Here is a 16,194-nt window from a genome sequence, read left to right as displayed (position 1 = left end):
GGCGCCTTTCTCTCAAGCTGAGGGCGAGGACGCGCGCGCGGCCACGGCCTTCCAGAAGTAGCGGCGGTATCCGGTGCGCTCGTCCATGTCCTTGATGCGGAAGACGAAGCGGACGGCATCGCCGAGGGCGATCTGCGCCGCGTCCGGGTCGGTGAAGTCCATCATCAGGCGGCCGCCGCCGGTGATGTCCACGAGGCCGTAGCAATTGGGCGGATGGCGCGAGAAGGCGAGGCGGTCGGCGGTGACGGTGGCCACCGTGCCGCCGAGGTCCGCCAGCGGCCAGGGCTGCTGCGGCTCGGCATAGAAACCGGCCTCCGCCGCGGCGAGGCGGGACGGGGGAAACTGCACGTGGCCGGTCTGCGGGCTGCGGCCGCCCACGAAGCCGAGCAGCGCCTCGGCGTTGCGATAGGCGGTGGTGAGCGCCTCGTTCACGGGCAGGCGTCCGCGCAGGCCGCGTTCCCAGGCGAGCTGGCCGCGGAAGATGGGCAGCTTCAGGTAGTTGGTCTCGGCGATGCCGTCGGCGATGACGGCGGAGGCGCCCGGGGGATAGCCGGCGAGGGCGTCGGTCGCCTCCAGCACCAGCGCCGTCGCGCCCTGGCCGAACTGGGCCACCACCACGCGCTCGCCCGGCCTCATGTCCTCCAGCGTGCGCGCCAGCATCACCAGGGCATGGGCAGCGCCGGTGTCGCCGCAGTCCGCCTCGAGCGCGGAGGCGAGCCGGGCGTGGCCGAGGCCGGCGGCCTGCGCTACCGCTTTGGCGCAGCCGGGGATGACGCCGGGCAGCACCACATGCTGGATCTCGCCCGCCGCGAGGCCGGCGTGCGCCAGCGCCTCGGCGATGGCCTGGGGCACGAAGCCGAGGAAGCCTTCCTCGCGCACCCAGCGTTCCTCCCAGTCGGTGGCGATGACGCGGTCGGCGGCACGGTAGCGCTCGATGAAGGGGGCGCTGATGCTGGCCCCGCCGCGATAGGCGAGACGCTGCGGCCCCGCGCCCACCAGCACCGCGGCCGCGCCGTCGCCGAGGCGCGCTTCCGCCGCGCTGCCGGCCGGGCTCACCGGGCTGTCGGCCGCCACCACGAGGGCGGGTCCGCCGCCCTCCAGCGCCGCCTGCAGCGCGAGGAGGCCGCAGCGGGGCGTGCCGCCGGTATCCTGCGCGAGCACGCGCGGCGACAGCCTGAGGGCGGCATGGACGAGGCTGGCATTCTGCGGCTCGGCGAACACCGGCGTCGTGCTGGCGAAGGCGAGGGCGCGGACCGCCTCCCGCGCTTGCGGAGCGTGGGCGAGGCAGGCGCGGGCGGCGGCGACGCCCATGGTGATCGGGTCTTCATCCCAGAAGGCGAGGGTGCGGGCGCCGCGCGCGTCGGATCTGGGCGTCAGCCAGTCCATGGCGGCGGCCATGCTGGCGCGGGCAAGGCGCAGGCGTGGCAGGTGAATTGCGATCGCTGTGATGCCTGTCACGGTCGTGTCCTCGCCCGTTGGCTTGATTGCGGCTTTGCGCCGGAGAGGGCGGGTGTCCGGCTGGCCGGCCGGCTTGGGCCGGGCGCAGCAGCGTCGGGGGCGCTGCAGCGAGGAAGCCGATTGCAACCCGTGTTTCCGAAATATAATAGTCAGAATGATCGGTCAATGAATAACCAATGGAGGGGCGCTTGAGCCGGGAGCATATCGTCATCATCGGGGCCGGCCAGGCTGCTGCATCTCTTGCCATCCGCCTGCGTGACAGCGGATATTCCGGTGCCCTAACCCTGTTCGGCGACGAGGGGCATCCGCTCTACCAGCGGCCTCCGCTCTCCAAGGCTTACCTTAAGAGAGATTGGACGGTTGATCGGCTTTATCTTCGCCCCGAAGCCTTCTGGTCGGATCGGGGCGTTCAGGTGGCCGCCGCCACTGCGGTCACCGCCATCGACCCTGCGGCCCGCACCCTGGTGGCGGGCGGCCGCACGTTCGGCTGGACGCGCCTTGCCCTCGCCACCGGAACGCGTCCCCGCCCCCTGCCGCCCGGCTTTGCGGGGCTGTCCGGAGTGCACGAGCTGCGCACCCTCGCCGATGCCGACCGGCTCGAGCGGGAGATCCGCCCCGGTCGTCGCCTGCTGGTGCTCGGTGGCGGCTATGTGGGGCTGGAGACGGCCGCCGTGGCGGTGCAGGCCGGCCTCGACGTGGTGGTGGTGGAGCGCGCGCCGCGCATCCTGGAGCGGGTCGCCTGCGCGGAGACCTCCGCCATCATCCGGGCCCTGCATGCCCGCAACGGTGTGCGCATCCTGGAGGGGCGCAGCATCGCGCGCGTGGAGGCGCGGGACGGGGCCATCGCCGGGGTCGAGCTGGAGGACGGCGAGCAGCTGGCCGTGGACGCGGCGCTGGTGGGCATCGGCGTGCTGCCGCGGGACGAGCTCGCCCGCGCGGCCGGCATCGCCTGCGACAACGGCATCGTGGTGGACGAATTCGGCCGCACCTCGGCGCCGGACGTCTGGGCGGCGGGGGACTGCGCCGCCTTTCCGTTCGAGGGCGTGCGGACGCGCCTCGAAAGCGTGCAGAATGCCGTGGATCAGGCCGAATGCGTCGCCGATGACATGCTCGGTCGCTCCCGTCCCTACGCGCCGGTGCCCTGGTTCTGGTCGGACCAGTATGACGTGAAGCTGCAGATCGCCGGGCTCAATCGCGGATATGACGCGGTGGTCCACCGGCGTTCCGAGCGGGGCGAATCGCTCTGGTATTTCCGCGCCGGCCGCATGATCGCGGTGGATGCCGTCAATGACGCACGCACCTACATGGCGGCCAAGAAGATGCTTGAGGCGGGCATGGCGATTTCCCTCGCCGAGGCCTCCGAGCCCGGCTTCGATCCGGTGGCGCGGATGCGGCGGCCGGCGGCCTGAGGCCGGTGCGTCAGTCCTTCGCGGGCGGCTGGCGGTCCGCCGGCGGGCCCGCGTGGGCGTAGCCGTTCACGAACAGATCCACGGTGCGGTCGGCCAGCGCCTCCGGCGTCACCGCCCCGTCCGCGTGATACCAGGTGTAGGTCCAGTTGATCATGCCGAAGAACAGCATGGTATCCACATGGGCCATCACCGAATCCTTGGCGAGGTCCGGGCGCAGCTGCAGCAGGATGTCCCGCACGTAGGCGATCAGCTCGCGCTGCTTGGCTACCAGCACCTTGCGCGTCTCCGGCGCCAGGAACTCGGCGCAGGTGAGCAGCGCCACGTGGCGGTCGCGCGAGACGGCGTAGACATCGAGGAACAGCCGGGTGAGCTGGCGGAACCGCTCCTCCGGGTCCTGGTAGCCGTAGAGCGTGTGCCGGCACTTCATGAGGAGCGCGTCCACATGCGAGGTCAGCATGTCGGAGAGGATCGCTTCCTTGGATGTGAAATAATGATAGAGGCGCGACTTGGAGCATTCGCAGGCTTCGGCGATGTCGCCGATGGAGGTGGCCGCATAGCCCCGCCGCGCGAATACCGACGCGGCCCGCTCGAGTATGGTATCGTGAATGTTGTCATATTCGGCTGAGCGTGTTCTCGCCACGGCGCCATACCCGCAAGAGTGTTCCGACCATTCGGTCTATAGGCGCGTAGGCTCCCGGTGCCAAGTCCGGGACACCCCGCGCCCGCGCGGTGGCGCCATGCGGCGGGATCATGGATGCCGGCCGCCGTTGCCTGCCACCTCATTCTCATTGATGCAGATCAAAATCGCCGTTTACATAGACCATCCGTTCGGTCTATTAATTTCGCAAGACACAGCGGCCGCCAGAGCCGCGACGAAGCAACGGTCGGAGTTCGGGGAGGAGCCTCATGCAGCACCCAGAAGTGGAGTCGCTCGACCGCGACGGTATTTTGAACATTCAGCGGGAGGGCCTCGCGGCGCTGGGCGCACGGCTGGCGCGGTGCGATACTTGGAAGGCGCATTTCGCCGAGGCCGGCATGAAGCCGGAGGATCTCGCGTCCGAGGACGGCCTTGCCAACGCCCCCTTCATGGACAAGTCGCTGCTGCGCGACCGCTACCCGTTTCCCTTCCTCACCGTGCCCATGGAGCAGGTGGAGCGCTTCGTCGCCACTTCCGGCACCACTGGCCTGCCGGTCACCTTCGGCATGACGAAGAACGACCTGCACCAGCTGCTGCCCTACCAGATGGCGCGGCTCCTCACCGCCGCCGGGGTCAAGCCGGGCTTCCGCGCCTACCAGGGCTATGGCTACGGCCTGTGGATCGGCGGACCGGCGCTGGATGCCGGCTTCTCGGCGGTGGGCTGCACCAATTTCCCAATCGGCCCGGGCCGTGGCGAACTCGCCGCCCGCTGGCTGCGCGACCACGCCTATGATGTCGCCTCCATGTCTCCGTTGTGGCTGATGACGCTGGTGCAGGCGGCCAAGGGGCAGGGCATCGATCCGCGCACGGAATGGACGCTGAAGGTGGCCATCCTCGGCGGGCAGTCGGTGTCCGCCGAGTTCCGCGCCCAGCTGGAATCCGAGCTGCCGGACGGCTTCATGAGCCAGAACATCTACGGCACGACCGAGGCCGGCGGACCCATCCTCGCCATCTCCACGCCCCACACCCACGCCGACGACGAGCTGCAGCTTCTGAACGAGGACACGGTGATCGTGGAGATCCTCGATCCCAAGACCATGAAGCCGGTTTCCGAGGGCGAGGTGGGCGAGATCGTCGTCACCACGCTGCGCAAGGAGGCCTCTCCGGTGGTGCGCTGGCGCACCCGTGATCTCGTGCGCCTGTCCCCGCGCCCCTACGACTGCCCTTCGGGCCGGCGCGGCATGCGCAAGATCGGCCGGATCATCGGCCGCACCGACGACATGATCAAATACAAGGGCGTCATCGTCTTCCCCTCGCAGATCGAGGATGTCATCGCCGGCATTCCAGGCCTCGCGCGGGAGGCCTGGCAGATCTACGTGGACAAGGAAGCCACCACCATCGGCAAGATGACGGTGGCGGTGGAGGCCGTGCAGGCCACCCAGCGCCCCGGCGAGGATGCCGCCGCGGACGTGCGCCGCGAGATCAAGGCGCGCCTCGGCATCAGCGTCAACGTGGAATGCCACCCGGAAGGCACGCTGCCGCGCTATGAGGCCAAGGCCACGCGCGTGCTGCACCGGCCCGAGGCGACGCACTGACGCCATCGCGCGGCAGGGCGGGGGCGGGAGGGGCCGGGGCCGCTCCGCGCCTCTACGTATCCACGCGCGCGGACAATCCCGATATCGCAGGCGACCCTTCCGTGAGCACTCCTGATCCCTACGCCAGCGTGCGCCAGCGCATCGCCGAGGCCACCTCCGCCTGGGCCGGAGGCATGACGCTGGCCGAGATCCGCGACAGCTTCGAGCGCTTCCTCGGCGATGGCGCCGGCGCGCCCGAGGTGACCCGCACGCCGCTGGAGATCGCCGGGCTTCCGGCCTGCGCCTTCGATCCGCCCGGCGCCGCGCCTGGGCGAATGCTGCTCTACTGCCATGGCGGCGGCTTCCAGATCGGCTCGATACGCTCCCACGGGGGGCTGATGGCGCGGATTGCCGACGCCGGTGGCATGCGCGTTCTCGGCTTCGACTACCGCCTCGCGCCCGAGCACCGTTTCCCCGCCGCGCCGGACGATGCCTTCGCCGTCTATTCGGCCTGCGTCGAGGCGGGCGAGACGCCACTGGCGCTGGTGGGGGATTCCGCCGGCGGCGCGCTGGCCCTCGGAACCGCCATGCGGGCCCGCGACTCCGGCCTGCCGCTGCCGAAGGCGCTGGTGCTGCTCTCGCCCTGGCTGGATCTGACCATGGCCGGCGCGAGCTACGTGGCGCTGGCGGAGAAGGATATCTTCTCCAAGCCCGCGCAGCTGAAGGCCATGGCGCGCACCTATCTGGGGCGGGAGCACCCGCCCTCCGATCCCGCGGCCTCTCCGGTGCTCGGCGACCTCGGCGGGTTGCCGCCCATGCTGGTCCATGCCGGCGGACACGACATCACCCTCGACGACAGCCACCTGCTGGCGCGCAACGTCGCGGCGCAGGGCGGGCAGGTCGAGGTCGAGGTGTTTCCCGGCATGTACCACCATTTCCAGGTGTTCGAGGAACTGCCCGAGGCGGCGGCCTCCCTCGCCCGCATCGGGGCCTTCCTCCGGGCGCTCTGACACGCCGGCCTGCTCCGGCGTGAGCGCTCCACTGGCCGGTCTTCCGTCACCGCCGGGAGGCCGGCCTTTTTCTGTCGATGCGGGTGAGCCTCAGCGCGGCGCGGGCGCATCGAGCCGTGCGGGGTCGAGGCCCCAGTCGGCGAGGATCTCGCGCGTGTGGGCACCCGGCGCCGCGGGTCCCTGCGTCACGGCGGCGGGTGTCGCGCCGAAGCGCGGAGCGGGGGCGGGCTGCAGCACGCCGTCGAGGGTCATGAAGGCGGCGCGTGCCTGCGCCTGCGGATGGGCGGCCGCCTCGTCCCAGTCGAGGATGGGCGTCACGCACGCATCGGTGCCGGCGAACAGGGCGGTCCAGTGATCGCGCGGCTGCTGGCCGAACACCTCCGCGAGGCGCGTCCGCAGCCTCGGCCATGCAGCCGGGTCGGCCGCATGGGTGAATTCCGCGGCATCGAGCCCCAGCCGGTCCAACAGCATCTGGTGGAACTTGCGCTCCACCGGCGCCACGGCGAGGAATTTCCCGTCGGCGCAGGCATAGGTGCCGTAGAAGTAGGCGCCGCCGTCCAGCAGGTTCGCCTCCCGCGCGGTGCCCCACAGGCCGCCGGCGCGGAACCCCCAGAACATGGCGGAGAGCAGGGCGGCACCGTCGGTCATGGCGGCGTCCACCACCTGGCCGCGCCCGGTCTGGTGCGCGCCGAGGACGGCGGCGAGGAGGCCGAAGGCCATCATCATGCCGCCGCCGCCGAAATCGGCCACGAGGTTCAAAGGCACCGGCGGCGGCGCGCCAGCCGGGCCGATGGCCGCCAGCGCGCCGGTGGCGCCGAGATAGTTCAGGTCGTGCCCGGCGGTGTCAGCGAGCGGCCCTTCCTGCCCCCAGCCCGTCATCCGTCCGTAGGCGAGGCGCGGATTGCGGGCCAGGCAGGCGTCCGGACCAAGGCCGAGGCGCTCCATCACCCCCGGCCGGAACCCCTCCAGAAGGGCATCGGCGCGGGCGACGAGATCGAGCATCACCGCCCGCTCCGCCGCGTCCTTCAGGTCGAGGGCGATGGAGCGGCGCCCGCGCGCGAGCACGTCGAAGCGCGTGTTCATGAGCGGGATCTCGGGCTTCTGGCCCTTCTGGTGCACGCGGATGACGTCGGCGCCGGCATCCGCCAGCATCATGGCGGCGAAGGGGGCCGGCCCGAGGCCGACCATCTCCACGATACGAAGTCCGGCGAGGGGGCCCGGCATGGAATGGTCCTGCTGTGTGGAGTGTCGGCCCGCTCCGGCGCGAGGCGCTGGCGGGCGAGGTGCGGAAGGGGCGGCTCAGCCCTGTCCGTCGGGCAGGTGAAGGGTGAGGCCATCGAGGTCCGGGGCGACCTTCAGCTGGCAGGACAGGCGCGAGCTCTCCCGCACCTCCTCGGCGAACTCCAGCATGTCGCGCTCCATGCCGGCGGCCGCGCCCACGCGATCGCTCCAGGGCGCATCCACATAGACGTGGCAGGTGGCGCAGGAGCAGGCGCCGCCGCATTCGGCGACGATGCCGGGCACGTTGGCGCGGCGGGCGCATTCCATGACGCTCAGCCCGTCCTGCGCGTCGATCTCGATGCGCTGGCTGTCGGGCATGACAAAGACGATCCGGGTCATCGGGGCTCCCCGTGGCTGTTGGTCTTGCTTGGGGTGAAGGGTCAGGCGCCGCAGCCCATGCCGCCGGAAACGCCCAGCACCTCGCCGGTGACGAAGGAGGCATCCTGCGAGGCCAGGAAGGCCACGGCGGCGGCAACCTCCTCCGGCTCGCCGAGGCGGCGCACGAGGGTGAGGGCGGCCATGTCGGCGAGGATCTTCTCGCCCACCTCGGCCACCGCCCGCTCCACCATGGGCGTGCGGATCGGCCCCGGCGCCACGGCATTGGCGGTGATGCCGTAGCGGGCATTCTCGCGGGCGATGGAGCGGGTGAAGCCGATCAGCCCCGCCTTCGCCGCCGCATAGACGGCGCCGCCCTTGGAGCCGAGCCGGCCGGCCTCCGAGGAGACGTTCACCAGCCGCCCGTAGCGGGCCGCCTGCATGGCCGGCAGGGCGAGGCGGGTGAAGAGGAAGGCGGTCTCCAGGTTCACCGAAAGGAGAAAGCGCCAGTCGTCAGCGGTGGTCTCGGTGAAGAAGGCGTGCTGGTCGGCGCCGATGTTGTTCACCAGCACGTCGAACGGACCGTGGTCCGCGAACAGCGCCGCGGCCGCCGCCGCATCCGTGCCGTCCATGTGCACGAAGACGGCGCCGCTCGCCTGCGCCAGCGCGGTGCCCGCGCCGGCATCGCGGTCGCAGAAGGTGACCGCCATGCCATCCGCGCCGAGGCGGCGGACGATGGCGGCGCCGATGCCGGCGCCGCCTCCCGTCACGAGCGCGCGGCGCCCCGGGGATGTCGCGTTCATCGCCCGGAGAACACCGGCTTGCGCTTGCCGATCACCGCTGCGAGGCCCTCGCGGGAATCGGCGGTGAAGGACAGCTCGGAGACGGTGCGCGCTTCCTCCGGCAGGGCGCGTTCCACGTCGAGCGCGTTCCACAGCAGGCGCTTGGTGGCGGCCATGGCGAGGGGCGCGGCGGCGGCATAGAAGCGCGCGGCCTTGCGCGCCTCCGCCTCAAGGGCGTCGTCGGGCACGCATTTGGTGATGAGCCCGATGGCCTGCGCCTCCGTCGCGTCCACGACGCGGTTGGAGAGCATGATCTCGGTGGCCCGGCGGAAGCCGACGAGATGCGGCAGGATCACCGAGGAGCCCGCATCCGGCGCCATGCCCACCCGGGTCGCGCCGGCGAGGAACTTGGCGCCGGCGCCGGCGATGACGATGTCGGAGGCGCAGACGAGGCCGAGGCCGCCGCCGCCGGCCGCATAGCCGTGGACCTCGGTGACGACCACCGCCTTCAGGCGGATGAGGGCGCCGACGGCGACCTGCAGATAGGCCGTCACCTCGCGCAGGAAGTCGCCGAGCGCCTCGCCCTTGGAGGCGAACTCGCGCACGTCGCCGCCGGCGCAGAAGTTGGCGCCGGCGCCGCGCAGGTGCACCACGCGCACATCCGGCGCGCGATGGCACATCATGATCGCCTTGTAGAGCGCCTGCATGAGCTCGATGTTCATGCCGTTGGCGGAGCCCGGGCGATTGAGCGTGAGGGTGGCGATGCCCTCCGCATAGTCGAGCAGGACCGGGCCCTCGCCGATCCAGGTCTCGACCGGTGCGTCGGCGCTGGCGGCGCCCGTGGTGCTGTGTGTCATGGCGCGCCTCAGACCAGGAAGGAGAGGGTGAAGATGGGCTTCTGGTTGTTGACGAGCGCGATCTTCTTGCGCACCAGCCGGAAGCCGCCGTCCACCAGCCGCAGCCGGTAGTCGTTGCGCGCGGCCCACAGGGTCTCGCCCCGCAGGTTGTCCTCGTAGATGAGGACGTTGGCGCGCACGTCCACCTCGGTGCCGCGCACCTCCACCAGCTCGATGTTGGAGATGACGCGGGCGAGCTCCGAGCGCGGCGTCTGGGTGTGGCGCCGGCCGGTCTTCAGCTGGCGGATGCGCACGCCGATGCGCGAGCGGTTGTCGTATAGCACCGACATCTGCCGCTCGGGGTCGATGTCGTCGCCATTGGCCGGGACCCAGTAGATGGCGTCGTCGGTCCAGAGCGCCTCCCACCCGTCGTAGTCGTGGGTGTCGGCGAGGCGCGCCTCCAGATAGAGGAACTGGGCGACCTGATAGTGGAGCGCCGCGGGATCGAGCTTGCCGAGGTCGGGCGCGGAGGCATCCGCGAAGGAATGGGCGAGGGCGGTCATCAGCGGGCCTCGGTCATCAGGTTGAGATAGTGGCGCCAGATGCCGCGCTGCGGCGTCTCGTCGGTGGAATGGGCGATGCGGAAGCCGTTCTCGTCGCGGCGCTCGCGGTGCAGCCCGCGCGAGAGCACCAGCCATTCGGGATCGAGGATCCTGGCGCCGCGGTGGTTGCGCTCGTACATCTCGGTGTCGTCGGCGAGCAGCAGGCCGGCGGGGCCCACCGAGCCCATGGTCTGCTGGCGCAGGCGGCGGTTCATGTCCGGCGCGCCCTTGAACTGCACGGCGGTGACGTGCTGGATGGTCTCGTCCACCGCCATCGGCTGCAGCACGAAGATCTGGATCTCGGCGATGAAGAGGTTCGGGAAGATCATGACGTGGGGCGAGCCGTCGATCATGATCTGGCGGGCGCGCTCCTCGCCATAGGCGGCATTCATCGCCGTCACGTAGTCGGGCAGGCGCTCCGGCGTGGTGCCGAACCACTGCAGCGGCTTGTCGTGCTTGCGCCATTCGGGGCGCAGGTCGAACTCGGTGTGGCCGTTGCCGTAGTCGCGGGTCAGCGCGGTGGAATCGGCGCCGTAGAGGCTGCCGATGCCCGAGCTCGTCACCTGGAACACCGAGCCGTGGACGAAGCCGGGGTGGTAGCCGTCCGTCTCGTTCTCCAGCATGAACTTCCAGTTGGCCTTGGTGCGGTGCTGGAGGAAGCCGGCGGTCAGCTCCAGCTCGCCGGTGGGCGAGTTGTCGAGCAACTGGTCGAGCGCCGCCTTGGCGCCGCCGAGGTGCTCCTCCAGCGAGATGCCTTCCGCCGCCATGGAGCCGAACACGAAGCCCCGATAGATGGCGATGCGCGGCACCTTGCCGAGGTTCAGCCCGGCCTTGCTCTGGCCCTCGTAGCCCTCCGGCAGGGCATAGCCCATGAGGTCGCCGGTGTTGGAGAAGGTCCAGGAGTGATAGGGGCAGGTGAAGCTGGTGCGGTTGCCCTTCTGGTAGGCGCACAGCTGGTTGCCGCGGTGGGGGCACTTGTTGAGCAGGAGGCGGACCTCGCCGTCCTTGTCGCGCACCATGAGCACCGGCATGGGGCCGATCGACTTGGTGACATAGTCGTTCTTGTTGGGAATTTCACTGGTGTGGCCGACGTAGACCCAGGTCTTGTACCAGATCTTCTCCAGCTCTTCCTTGAAGATGTCGGGATCGTGGTACAGCCGGCTGTTGACGCGCGTGGGCTCGATCAGCGCGGTGTAGTCTGGGACTGCGGCAGCTTGGGACACGGCGGCTTGCGGCATGGCGGCTCCACCCCTGCGGTTGCGTTGAATTGTTGGCTTATTCATCGAACGATCGGTCTAAATATTCCGTCGCCTTTGATGCATGTCAAGCGCGATGCGCGACCTCTTGGCGCGAAAAATTTCGGCCTGACCTTCGGCGTTCCGCTGGGAAAAGTGCGCCTAAGTAGCAGAATAAACGCATTAAAATCAGATCCGACGTGCCTCTGGAGCAGCTCCAGATTTTGGTGGAAATGCCTCTCGATCTGAATTAAAAAGATCGAACGATCTGACGAAAAAAGATCGGATAAGCGTGACGCCCCCTCGCTTTCCATCCGCAGGCTCCCCCGCGAACCGCACGGCCTGGCAGCTCGGAAGCGTCACCACCGTGCCTGGGGAGGACACATGAAGAAGATCGTGACGGGCGTGCTCGCGCTGGCCTTGATGACCACCGCCGCCAGTGCCGAGATCAAGATCGGCGCCATCATTTCGGAAACCGGCCCGGCCTCCGCGCTCGGCGATCCGGAAGCCAAGACCATCCGCATGCTGGTGGACGAGCTGAACGCCAAGGGCGGCATCAAGGGCGAGAAGGCCAGGCTCGTCCTCTATGACGACGGCGGCGATCCCTCCAAGGCCAAGACCTTCGCCACCCGCCTCGTGGAGGACGACGGCGTGGTCGCCATGGTGGGCGGCACCACCACCGGCACCTCCATGGCCATCCTGGCCGTGGCCGAGGACAGCAAGGTGCCCTTCATCTCGCTCGCCGGCGCCATCGAGATCATCGATCCGGTGAAGCCCTTCACCTTCAAGACCCCGCACACCGACCGCATGGCGTGCCTGAAGATCTTCGAGGACATGAAGAGCCGCGGCCTCACCAAGGTCGGCCTCATCTCAGGCACCGACGGGTTCGGCGCGTCCATGCGCAACCAGTGCCTGGCGGTGGCCAAGTCGTCCGGCATCGAGATCGTCGCCGACGAGACCTACGGCCCGAAGGATGCGGACATGACCCCGCAGCTGACCAACATCCGCAGCAAGCCGGGCATCCAGGCCATCCTGAATTCCGGCTTCGGCCAGGGCCCGGCCACCATCACGCGCAACTACGTCCAGCTCGGCCTGTCCATTCCGCTGTACCAGTCGCACGGCGTGGCCACCAACGCCTTCATCGAGCTCGCCGGCGCCAAGAACGCCGAGGGCGTGCGCGTGCCGGGAACGGCCCTGCTGGTCGGCGAGCTGCTGGATCCCAAGGACCCGCAGAAGCCGGTGGTGCTGGCCTACAAGGCCAGCTTCGAGAAGGCGGCGGGCGCCCCGGTCTCTACCTTCGGCGGCTATGCCCATGATGCCATGCGCATCCTGATGGAGGCGCTGGCGAAGGCTCCCTCCGCCAAGCCCGCCGCCATCCGCGACGCCATCGAGGGCACCACCGGCCTGGTCGGCACCACCGGCACCTACAATTACTCCAAGACCGACCACCTCGGTCTCGACCTGTCCGCCTTCCGGATCCTCGAGATCAGCAACGGCGGCTGGACGCTGGTGAAGTAGCCCCCTCAGCCGGCCGGGGTCTCCCGGCCGCGCGCCCGCCCCGGTCCGCGGACGCCTCGAAGGCGCCCGCGCCCGGGGCCGGCGCCCAAGCCCGCGGCGGCTCGCATGGGCCGGAAGACGGGCGAAGCCTTCCACACAGCCACGGACGGTGTCGCCCCGGCCGGCGGGGCGTGCCGCCTCAGCCGCCCGCGGGGACGGAGCCAAGCATGTCTGATCTCCTGCAGTTCCTGGTGTCCGGGTTCACGGTTGGCGCGGTCTACGCGCTCGTCGCCCTCGGCTTCACCATCATCTACAACGCCTCCGACGTGGTGAACTTCGCCCAGGGCGAGTTCGTCATGCTGGGCGGCATGATCTCGGTGGCGGGCGTCGCGGCGGGGCTGCCTTTGCCGCTCGCGGCCCTGATCGCCATCGTCATCACCGCGGCCATCGGCGTGGCGCTGAACGCCTTCGCCATCGAGCCGGCGCGCGGCGCGCCGGTGGTGTCGCTCATCATCATCACCATCGGCGCCTCCATCTTCATCCGCGGGGTGACGCAGATCGTGTTCGGCAAGGGGCTTCACCGCCTGCCGTCCTTCTCCGGCGAGACGCCGCTCCACCTGCTCGGCGCCACCGTGCTGCCGCAGAGCCTGTGGGTGGTGGCGGGCGCCGTGGTGATCTTCATCGGCCTGTGGCTGTTCTTCACCCGCACCCTCACCGGGCGGGCGGTGCTCGCCACCTCCAACAACCGGCTGGCCGCGCAGCTGGTGGGCATCAACACGAAGTTCGTGATGACGCTGTCCTTCGCCTTGTCCGCCGGCATCGGCGCGCTGGCGGGCGTGCTCATCACCCCCATCACGCCCACCAGCTTCGAGGCGGGCATCGCCCTCGCCCTCAAGGGGTTCGCCGCGGCCATGCTGGGCGGCATGGGCAACCCCAAGGGCGCGCTCGCGGGCGGGCTGCTGCTGGGGCTGATGGAAGCGCTGACGGCGGGCTACATCTCCTCCCACTACAAGGATGCGGTGGCCTTCTTCGTCATCCTCGCCGTGCTGTTCGCCTTCCCCCGCGGCCTCTACGGCAGCAATCCGACGGAGCGCGTGTGACCATGCGGCTCTCGGCGAAGCAATCCACGCTCCTCGTGCTGGCGGTCCTCATGGTGGCCAGCCCGTTCTTCTTCCCGTCCAACTATTATTACCGCGTCGGGTCGCTGGTGTTCGTGAACGCCCTTGCGGTGGTGGGCATCGTCATCCTCACCGGCTATGCGGGCCAGATCAGCCTCGGCCATGCCGGGTTCGTGGGCATCGGCGGCTATGCCTGCGCGCTCATGCCGGTGCATTTCGGCGTGCCGCCGGCGCTGGCCGTGGTGCTGGGCGCGGTGCTCTCCGGCGTCATCGCCTGGGCCGTCGGCCGGCCGATCCTGCGCCTGAAGGGCTATTATCTGGCGGTGGCGAGCCTCGGCTTCGGCGTGCTGGTGGCCATGGTGCTCTCCAACGAGGGGCACGTCACCGGCGGGCCGGACGGCATCAAGGTGCCCGACCCCGGAGTCCGGGCGCTGCTCGCCGGCCTGGGCCTGGAGCTGACCAACCCGCAGTTCTGGTACGCCTTCACCGGCCTGTTCCTGCTCATCGGCGCGTGGCTCGCGCTCAACCTCAACGACAGTCCTACCGGGCGGGCGCTGCGGGCGCTGCACGGCTCGGAGGTGGCGGCGCGGACCGTGGGCGTGGACGTGGCCCGGGCGAAGCTGAACGCCTTCGTCATCTCCGCGGTCTACGCCTCGGTCTCCGGCTCGCTGCTGGCGTTGCAGAACCGGCTCATCACGCCGGACGTGGCGGGCTACATGCACTCCATCGAGCTCGTCACCATGGCGGTGCTGGGCGGGGCGGGCTCGGTGCTGGGCGCCATCTTCGGCGCCGCGCTCCTCACTTTGCTGCCGCAGGTGCTGACCGTGCTGCAGGACTACGAGCACGTGGTGCTCGGCCTGGTGATGATGCTGGTGATGATCTTCCTGCCGGACGGGCTCCTGCCGAGCGCGCGGCGCCTGGTGCGGGGGAGGGGGGAATGAACCTGTCGCAAGCACGCCTCCTCGAGGTGGATGGCCTCGGCATCGCGTTCGGCGGCCTCAAGGCGGTGCGGGATGTGTCGTTCGGCCTGAAGGCCGGGGAGATCGTCTCGGTCATCGGCCCCAACGGCGCCGGCAAGACCACCCTGTTCAACATGATCTCGGGCGTCTATTTGCCCGGCTCCGGCACCGTGCGGCTGGACGGGGAGGACGTGACCGGCATGCGGCCGGACCTGCTCGCCGTCCGCGGCCTGTCGCGCACCTTCCAGAACCTGCAGATCTTCCAGCAGATGACCGTGCTGGAGAACGTGATCGTCGGCTTCCACCTGCACGAGCGCGGCCCGGTGCTGGCCGATCTCCTGGGCCTTCCCGGCTCGCGCCGCCGCTCGCGGGCGTCGGAGGAGGGCGCGCGGGCGCTGCTGGAGCGGGTGGGCCTCTCCCGCGCGGCGGAGCGCGAGGCCGGGGCGCTCTCCTATGGCGCGCTGAAGCGGCTGGAGATCGCCCGCGCGCTGGCCGCGAGCCCGCGCGTGCTGCTGCTCGACGAGCCGGCGGCCGGCTGCAACGCGGTGGAGACCGAGGAGATCGACCACCTCATCTGCGAGGTGGCGCAGACCGGCGTCGCCATCCTCCTGGTGGAGCACGACATGAAGCTGGTCATGCGCCTGTCCAACACCATCGTGGTGCTGGACCACGGCGAGAAGATCGCCGAGGGTGATCCCGCCACCGTCAGCCGCAACCCCAAGGTGATCGAGGCCTATCTCGGCACCGCCGCCACGGAGGGCGCCCATGCTCACGGTTGAGGGGCTACGCTCGCGCTACGGCCGCATCGAGGTGCTGCACGGGGTGGACCTGTTCGTCGGCTCGGGCGAGATCGTCACCGTGGTCGGGGCGAACGGCGCCGGCAAGACGACGCTGCTGCGCTGCCTTTCCGGCGTGCAGCCGGTGTCGGGCGGCGCCATCACCTTCCGCGGCGAGGCGCTCGCCGCCGTGCCGGCCTATCGCCGGGTGCAGCGCGGGCTCGCGCAATCGCCGGAGGGGCGGCAGATCTTCACCAACCTCAGCGTGGAGGAGAACCTGAGGCTCGGCGCCTTCATCTTCGCCGACGACCGGGTGGAGCGCGACATGGCGGATGCCTTCGCCATGTTCCCGGTGCTGAAGGAGAAGCGCAATCAGCTGGCGGGCGGCCTTTCCGGCGGCCAGCAGCAGATGCTGGCGATTGCCCGCGCGCTCATGGGCCGGCCCGCCTGCCTGCTTCTGGACGAGCCCTCCATGGGGCTCGCGCCCATCCTGGTGGCGCAGATCTTCGAGGTGGTGAAGGGACTGAAGGCGCTGGATGTGACCGTGCTGCTGGTGGAGCAGAACGCCTTCGGCGCGCTCTCGGTGGCGGACCGCGGCTATGTGATGGAGACCGGCCGCATCACCATGGGCGGCAGCGCGCAGGAGCTGATCGCCGATCCGCGCATCCGCGAGGCTTATCTGGGCATCTGAGCGCGATGGCGCGC

Annotated in this window: 16 protein-coding genes; 8 read left to right on the top strand and 8 right to left on the bottom strand. The window is 70.0% G+C overall.

Annotated features, from left to right (window positions below; translation table 11 throughout):
* Positions 1-12 precede the first annotated feature (12 nt).
* Positions 13-1,458, bottom strand: a complete 1,446-nt coding sequence (locus V5F49_RS05255; protein ID WP_394116140.1) for an OB-fold domain-containing protein — start codon at positions 1,456-1,458, stop codon at positions 13-15.
* 188 nt (positions 1,459-1,646) lie between these two features.
* Between V5F49_RS05255 and V5F49_RS05250 the strand changes: the two genes are divergently transcribed.
* The gene (locus V5F49_RS05250; RefSeq protein ID WP_394116141.1) at positions 1,647-2,867 is read left to right on the top strand and encodes an NAD(P)/FAD-dependent oxidoreductase; all 1,221 of its coding nucleotides are present in this window, start codon (positions 1,647-1,649) and stop codon (positions 2,865-2,867) included.
* A 10-nt stretch (positions 2,868-2,877) separates the two neighbouring features.
* Here V5F49_RS05250 and V5F49_RS05245 read toward each other — a convergent pair whose 3' ends face one another.
* Entirely contained in the window at positions 2,878-3,507 is a 630-nt protein-coding gene (locus V5F49_RS05245; protein ID WP_394116142.1) for a TetR/AcrR family transcriptional regulator, read from the bottom strand.
* Between the two features lie 266 nt (positions 3,508-3,773).
* On the opposite strand from V5F49_RS05245, the gene V5F49_RS05240 reads away from it, so the two are divergent.
* Positions 3,774-5,099, top strand: coding sequence for a phenylacetate--CoA ligase family protein (locus V5F49_RS05240; protein ID WP_394116143.1), 1,326 nt, complete (start codon positions 3,774-3,776; stop codon positions 5,097-5,099).
* A 101-nt stretch (positions 5,100-5,200) separates the two neighbouring features.
* Positions 5,201-6,088: an alpha/beta hydrolase gene (locus tag V5F49_RS05235; protein WP_394116144.1), complete on the top strand. Its 888-nt coding sequence runs from the start codon at positions 5,201-5,203 to the stop codon at positions 6,086-6,088.
* A gap of 90 nt (positions 6,089-6,178) precedes the next feature.
* On the opposite strand, the gene V5F49_RS05230 is transcribed toward V5F49_RS05235, so the two are convergent.
* The 6 genes from V5F49_RS05230 to V5F49_RS05205 form a co-directional block, all read right to left on the bottom strand.
* Complete coding sequence (locus V5F49_RS05230) at positions 6,179-7,312, bottom strand: CaiB/BaiF CoA transferase family protein (protein WP_394116145.1); 1,134 nt, start codon at positions 7,310-7,312, stop codon at positions 6,179-6,181.
* A 75-nt stretch (positions 7,313-7,387) separates the two neighbouring features.
* Complete coding sequence (locus V5F49_RS05225) at positions 7,388-7,708, bottom strand: 2Fe-2S iron-sulfur cluster-binding protein (RefSeq protein WP_394116146.1); 321 nt, start codon at positions 7,706-7,708, stop codon at positions 7,388-7,390.
* A 41-nt stretch (positions 7,709-7,749) separates the two neighbouring features.
* The gene (locus tag V5F49_RS05220) at positions 7,750-8,487 is read right to left on the bottom strand and encodes an SDR family NAD(P)-dependent oxidoreductase (protein WP_394116147.1); all 738 of its coding nucleotides are present in this window, start codon (positions 8,485-8,487) and stop codon (positions 7,750-7,752) included.
* The gene (locus tag V5F49_RS05215) at positions 8,484-9,323 is read right to left on the bottom strand and encodes an enoyl-CoA hydratase/isomerase family protein (protein ID WP_394116148.1); all 840 of its coding nucleotides are present in this window, start codon (positions 9,321-9,323) and stop codon (positions 8,484-8,486) included. Before V5F49_RS05215 ends, V5F49_RS05220 begins: the two co-directional genes overlap by 4 nt.
* Positions 9,324-9,331: 8 nt before the next feature.
* A complete protein-coding gene (locus V5F49_RS05210; protein WP_394116149.1) occupies positions 9,332-9,865 on the bottom strand; it encodes an aromatic-ring-hydroxylating dioxygenase subunit beta in 534 nt (177 codons plus the stop codon).
* A complete protein-coding gene (locus tag V5F49_RS05205) occupies positions 9,865-11,142 on the bottom strand; it encodes an aromatic ring-hydroxylating oxygenase subunit alpha (RefSeq protein WP_394116150.1) in 1,278 nt (425 codons plus the stop codon). Before V5F49_RS05205 ends, V5F49_RS05210 begins: the two co-directional genes overlap by 1 nt.
* 381 nt (positions 11,143-11,523) lie before the next feature.
* Here V5F49_RS05205 and V5F49_RS05200 point away from each other — a divergent pair, with 381 nt between their 5' ends.
* From V5F49_RS05200 to V5F49_RS05180, 5 genes are all read left to right on the top strand, one after another.
* Positions 11,524-12,657 (top strand): ABC transporter substrate-binding protein, encoded by a 1,134-nt coding sequence (locus V5F49_RS05200; RefSeq protein ID WP_394116151.1) that lies wholly within the window; start codon positions 11,524-11,526, stop codon positions 12,655-12,657.
* Positions 12,658-12,863: 206 nt separating this feature from the next.
* A complete protein-coding gene (locus V5F49_RS05195; RefSeq protein WP_394116152.1) occupies positions 12,864-13,736 on the top strand; it encodes a branched-chain amino acid ABC transporter permease in 873 nt (290 codons plus the stop codon).
* 2 nt (positions 13,737-13,738) lie between these two features.
* Entirely contained in the window at positions 13,739-14,695 is a 957-nt protein-coding gene (locus tag V5F49_RS05190) for a branched-chain amino acid ABC transporter permease (RefSeq protein ID WP_394116289.1), read from the top strand.
* Entirely contained in the window at positions 14,692-15,492 is an 801-nt protein-coding gene (locus tag V5F49_RS05185; RefSeq protein WP_394116153.1) for an ABC transporter ATP-binding protein, read from the top strand. The genes V5F49_RS05190 and V5F49_RS05185 overlap by 4 nt, the downstream gene beginning before the upstream one ends.
* A complete protein-coding gene (locus V5F49_RS05180; RefSeq protein ID WP_394116154.1) occupies positions 15,479-16,180 on the top strand; it encodes an ABC transporter ATP-binding protein in 702 nt (233 codons plus the stop codon). Before V5F49_RS05185 ends, V5F49_RS05180 begins: the two co-directional genes overlap by 14 nt.
* The last annotated feature ends 14 nt before the right edge of the window (positions 16,181-16,194 follow it).

It is taken from the genome of Xanthobacter lutulentifluminis, from assembly GCF_043194675.2.
In the GTDB taxonomy this organism is placed as follows: Bacteria; Pseudomonadota; Alphaproteobacteria; order Rhizobiales; family Xanthobacteraceae; genus Xanthobacter.
Note: the sequence above shows the minus strand (reverse complement) of the source record. Positions and strands in the feature narration are given on the sequence as shown.

Excerpts from the sequence above, each read along its gene's own strand:
- V5F49_RS05240 (WP_394116143.1), top strand. The coding sequence starts at position 3,774 with ATGCAGCACCCAGAAGTGGAGTCGCTCGACCGCGACGGTATTTTGAAC.
- V5F49_RS05230 (WP_394116145.1), bottom strand. The coding sequence starts at position 7,312 with ATGCCGGGCCCCCTCGCCGGACTTCGTATCGTGGAGATGGTCGGCCTC.
- V5F49_RS05225 (WP_394116146.1), bottom strand. The coding sequence starts at position 7,708 with ATGACCCGGATCGTCTTTGTCATGCCCGACAGCCAGCGCATCGAGATC.
- V5F49_RS05220 (WP_394116147.1), bottom strand. The coding sequence starts at position 8,487 with ATGAACGCGACATCCCCGGGGCGCCGCGCGCTCGTGACGGGAGGCGGC.
- V5F49_RS05215 (WP_394116148.1), bottom strand. The coding sequence starts at position 9,323 with ATGACACACAGCACCACGGGCGCCGCCAGCGCCGACGCACCGGTCGAG.
- V5F49_RS05210 (WP_394116149.1), bottom strand. The coding sequence starts at position 9,865 with ATGACCGCCCTCGCCCATTCCTTCGCGGATGCCTCCGCGCCCGACCTC.
- V5F49_RS05205 (WP_394116150.1), bottom strand. The coding sequence starts at position 11,142 with ATGCCGCAAGCCGCCGTGTCCCAAGCTGCCGCAGTCCCAGACTACACC.
- V5F49_RS05200 (WP_394116151.1), top strand. The coding sequence starts at position 11,524 with ATGAAGAAGATCGTGACGGGCGTGCTCGCGCTGGCCTTGATGACCACC.
- V5F49_RS05195 (WP_394116152.1), top strand. The coding sequence starts at position 12,864 with ATGTCTGATCTCCTGCAGTTCCTGGTGTCCGGGTTCACGGTTGGCGCG.
- V5F49_RS05190 (WP_394116289.1), top strand. The coding sequence starts at position 13,739 with ATGCGGCTCTCGGCGAAGCAATCCACGCTCCTCGTGCTGGCGGTCCTC.
- V5F49_RS05185 (WP_394116153.1), top strand. The coding sequence starts at position 14,692 with ATGAACCTGTCGCAAGCACGCCTCCTCGAGGTGGATGGCCTCGGCATC.
- V5F49_RS05180 (WP_394116154.1), top strand. The coding sequence starts at position 15,479 with ATGCTCACGGTTGAGGGGCTACGCTCGCGCTACGGCCGCATCGAGGTG.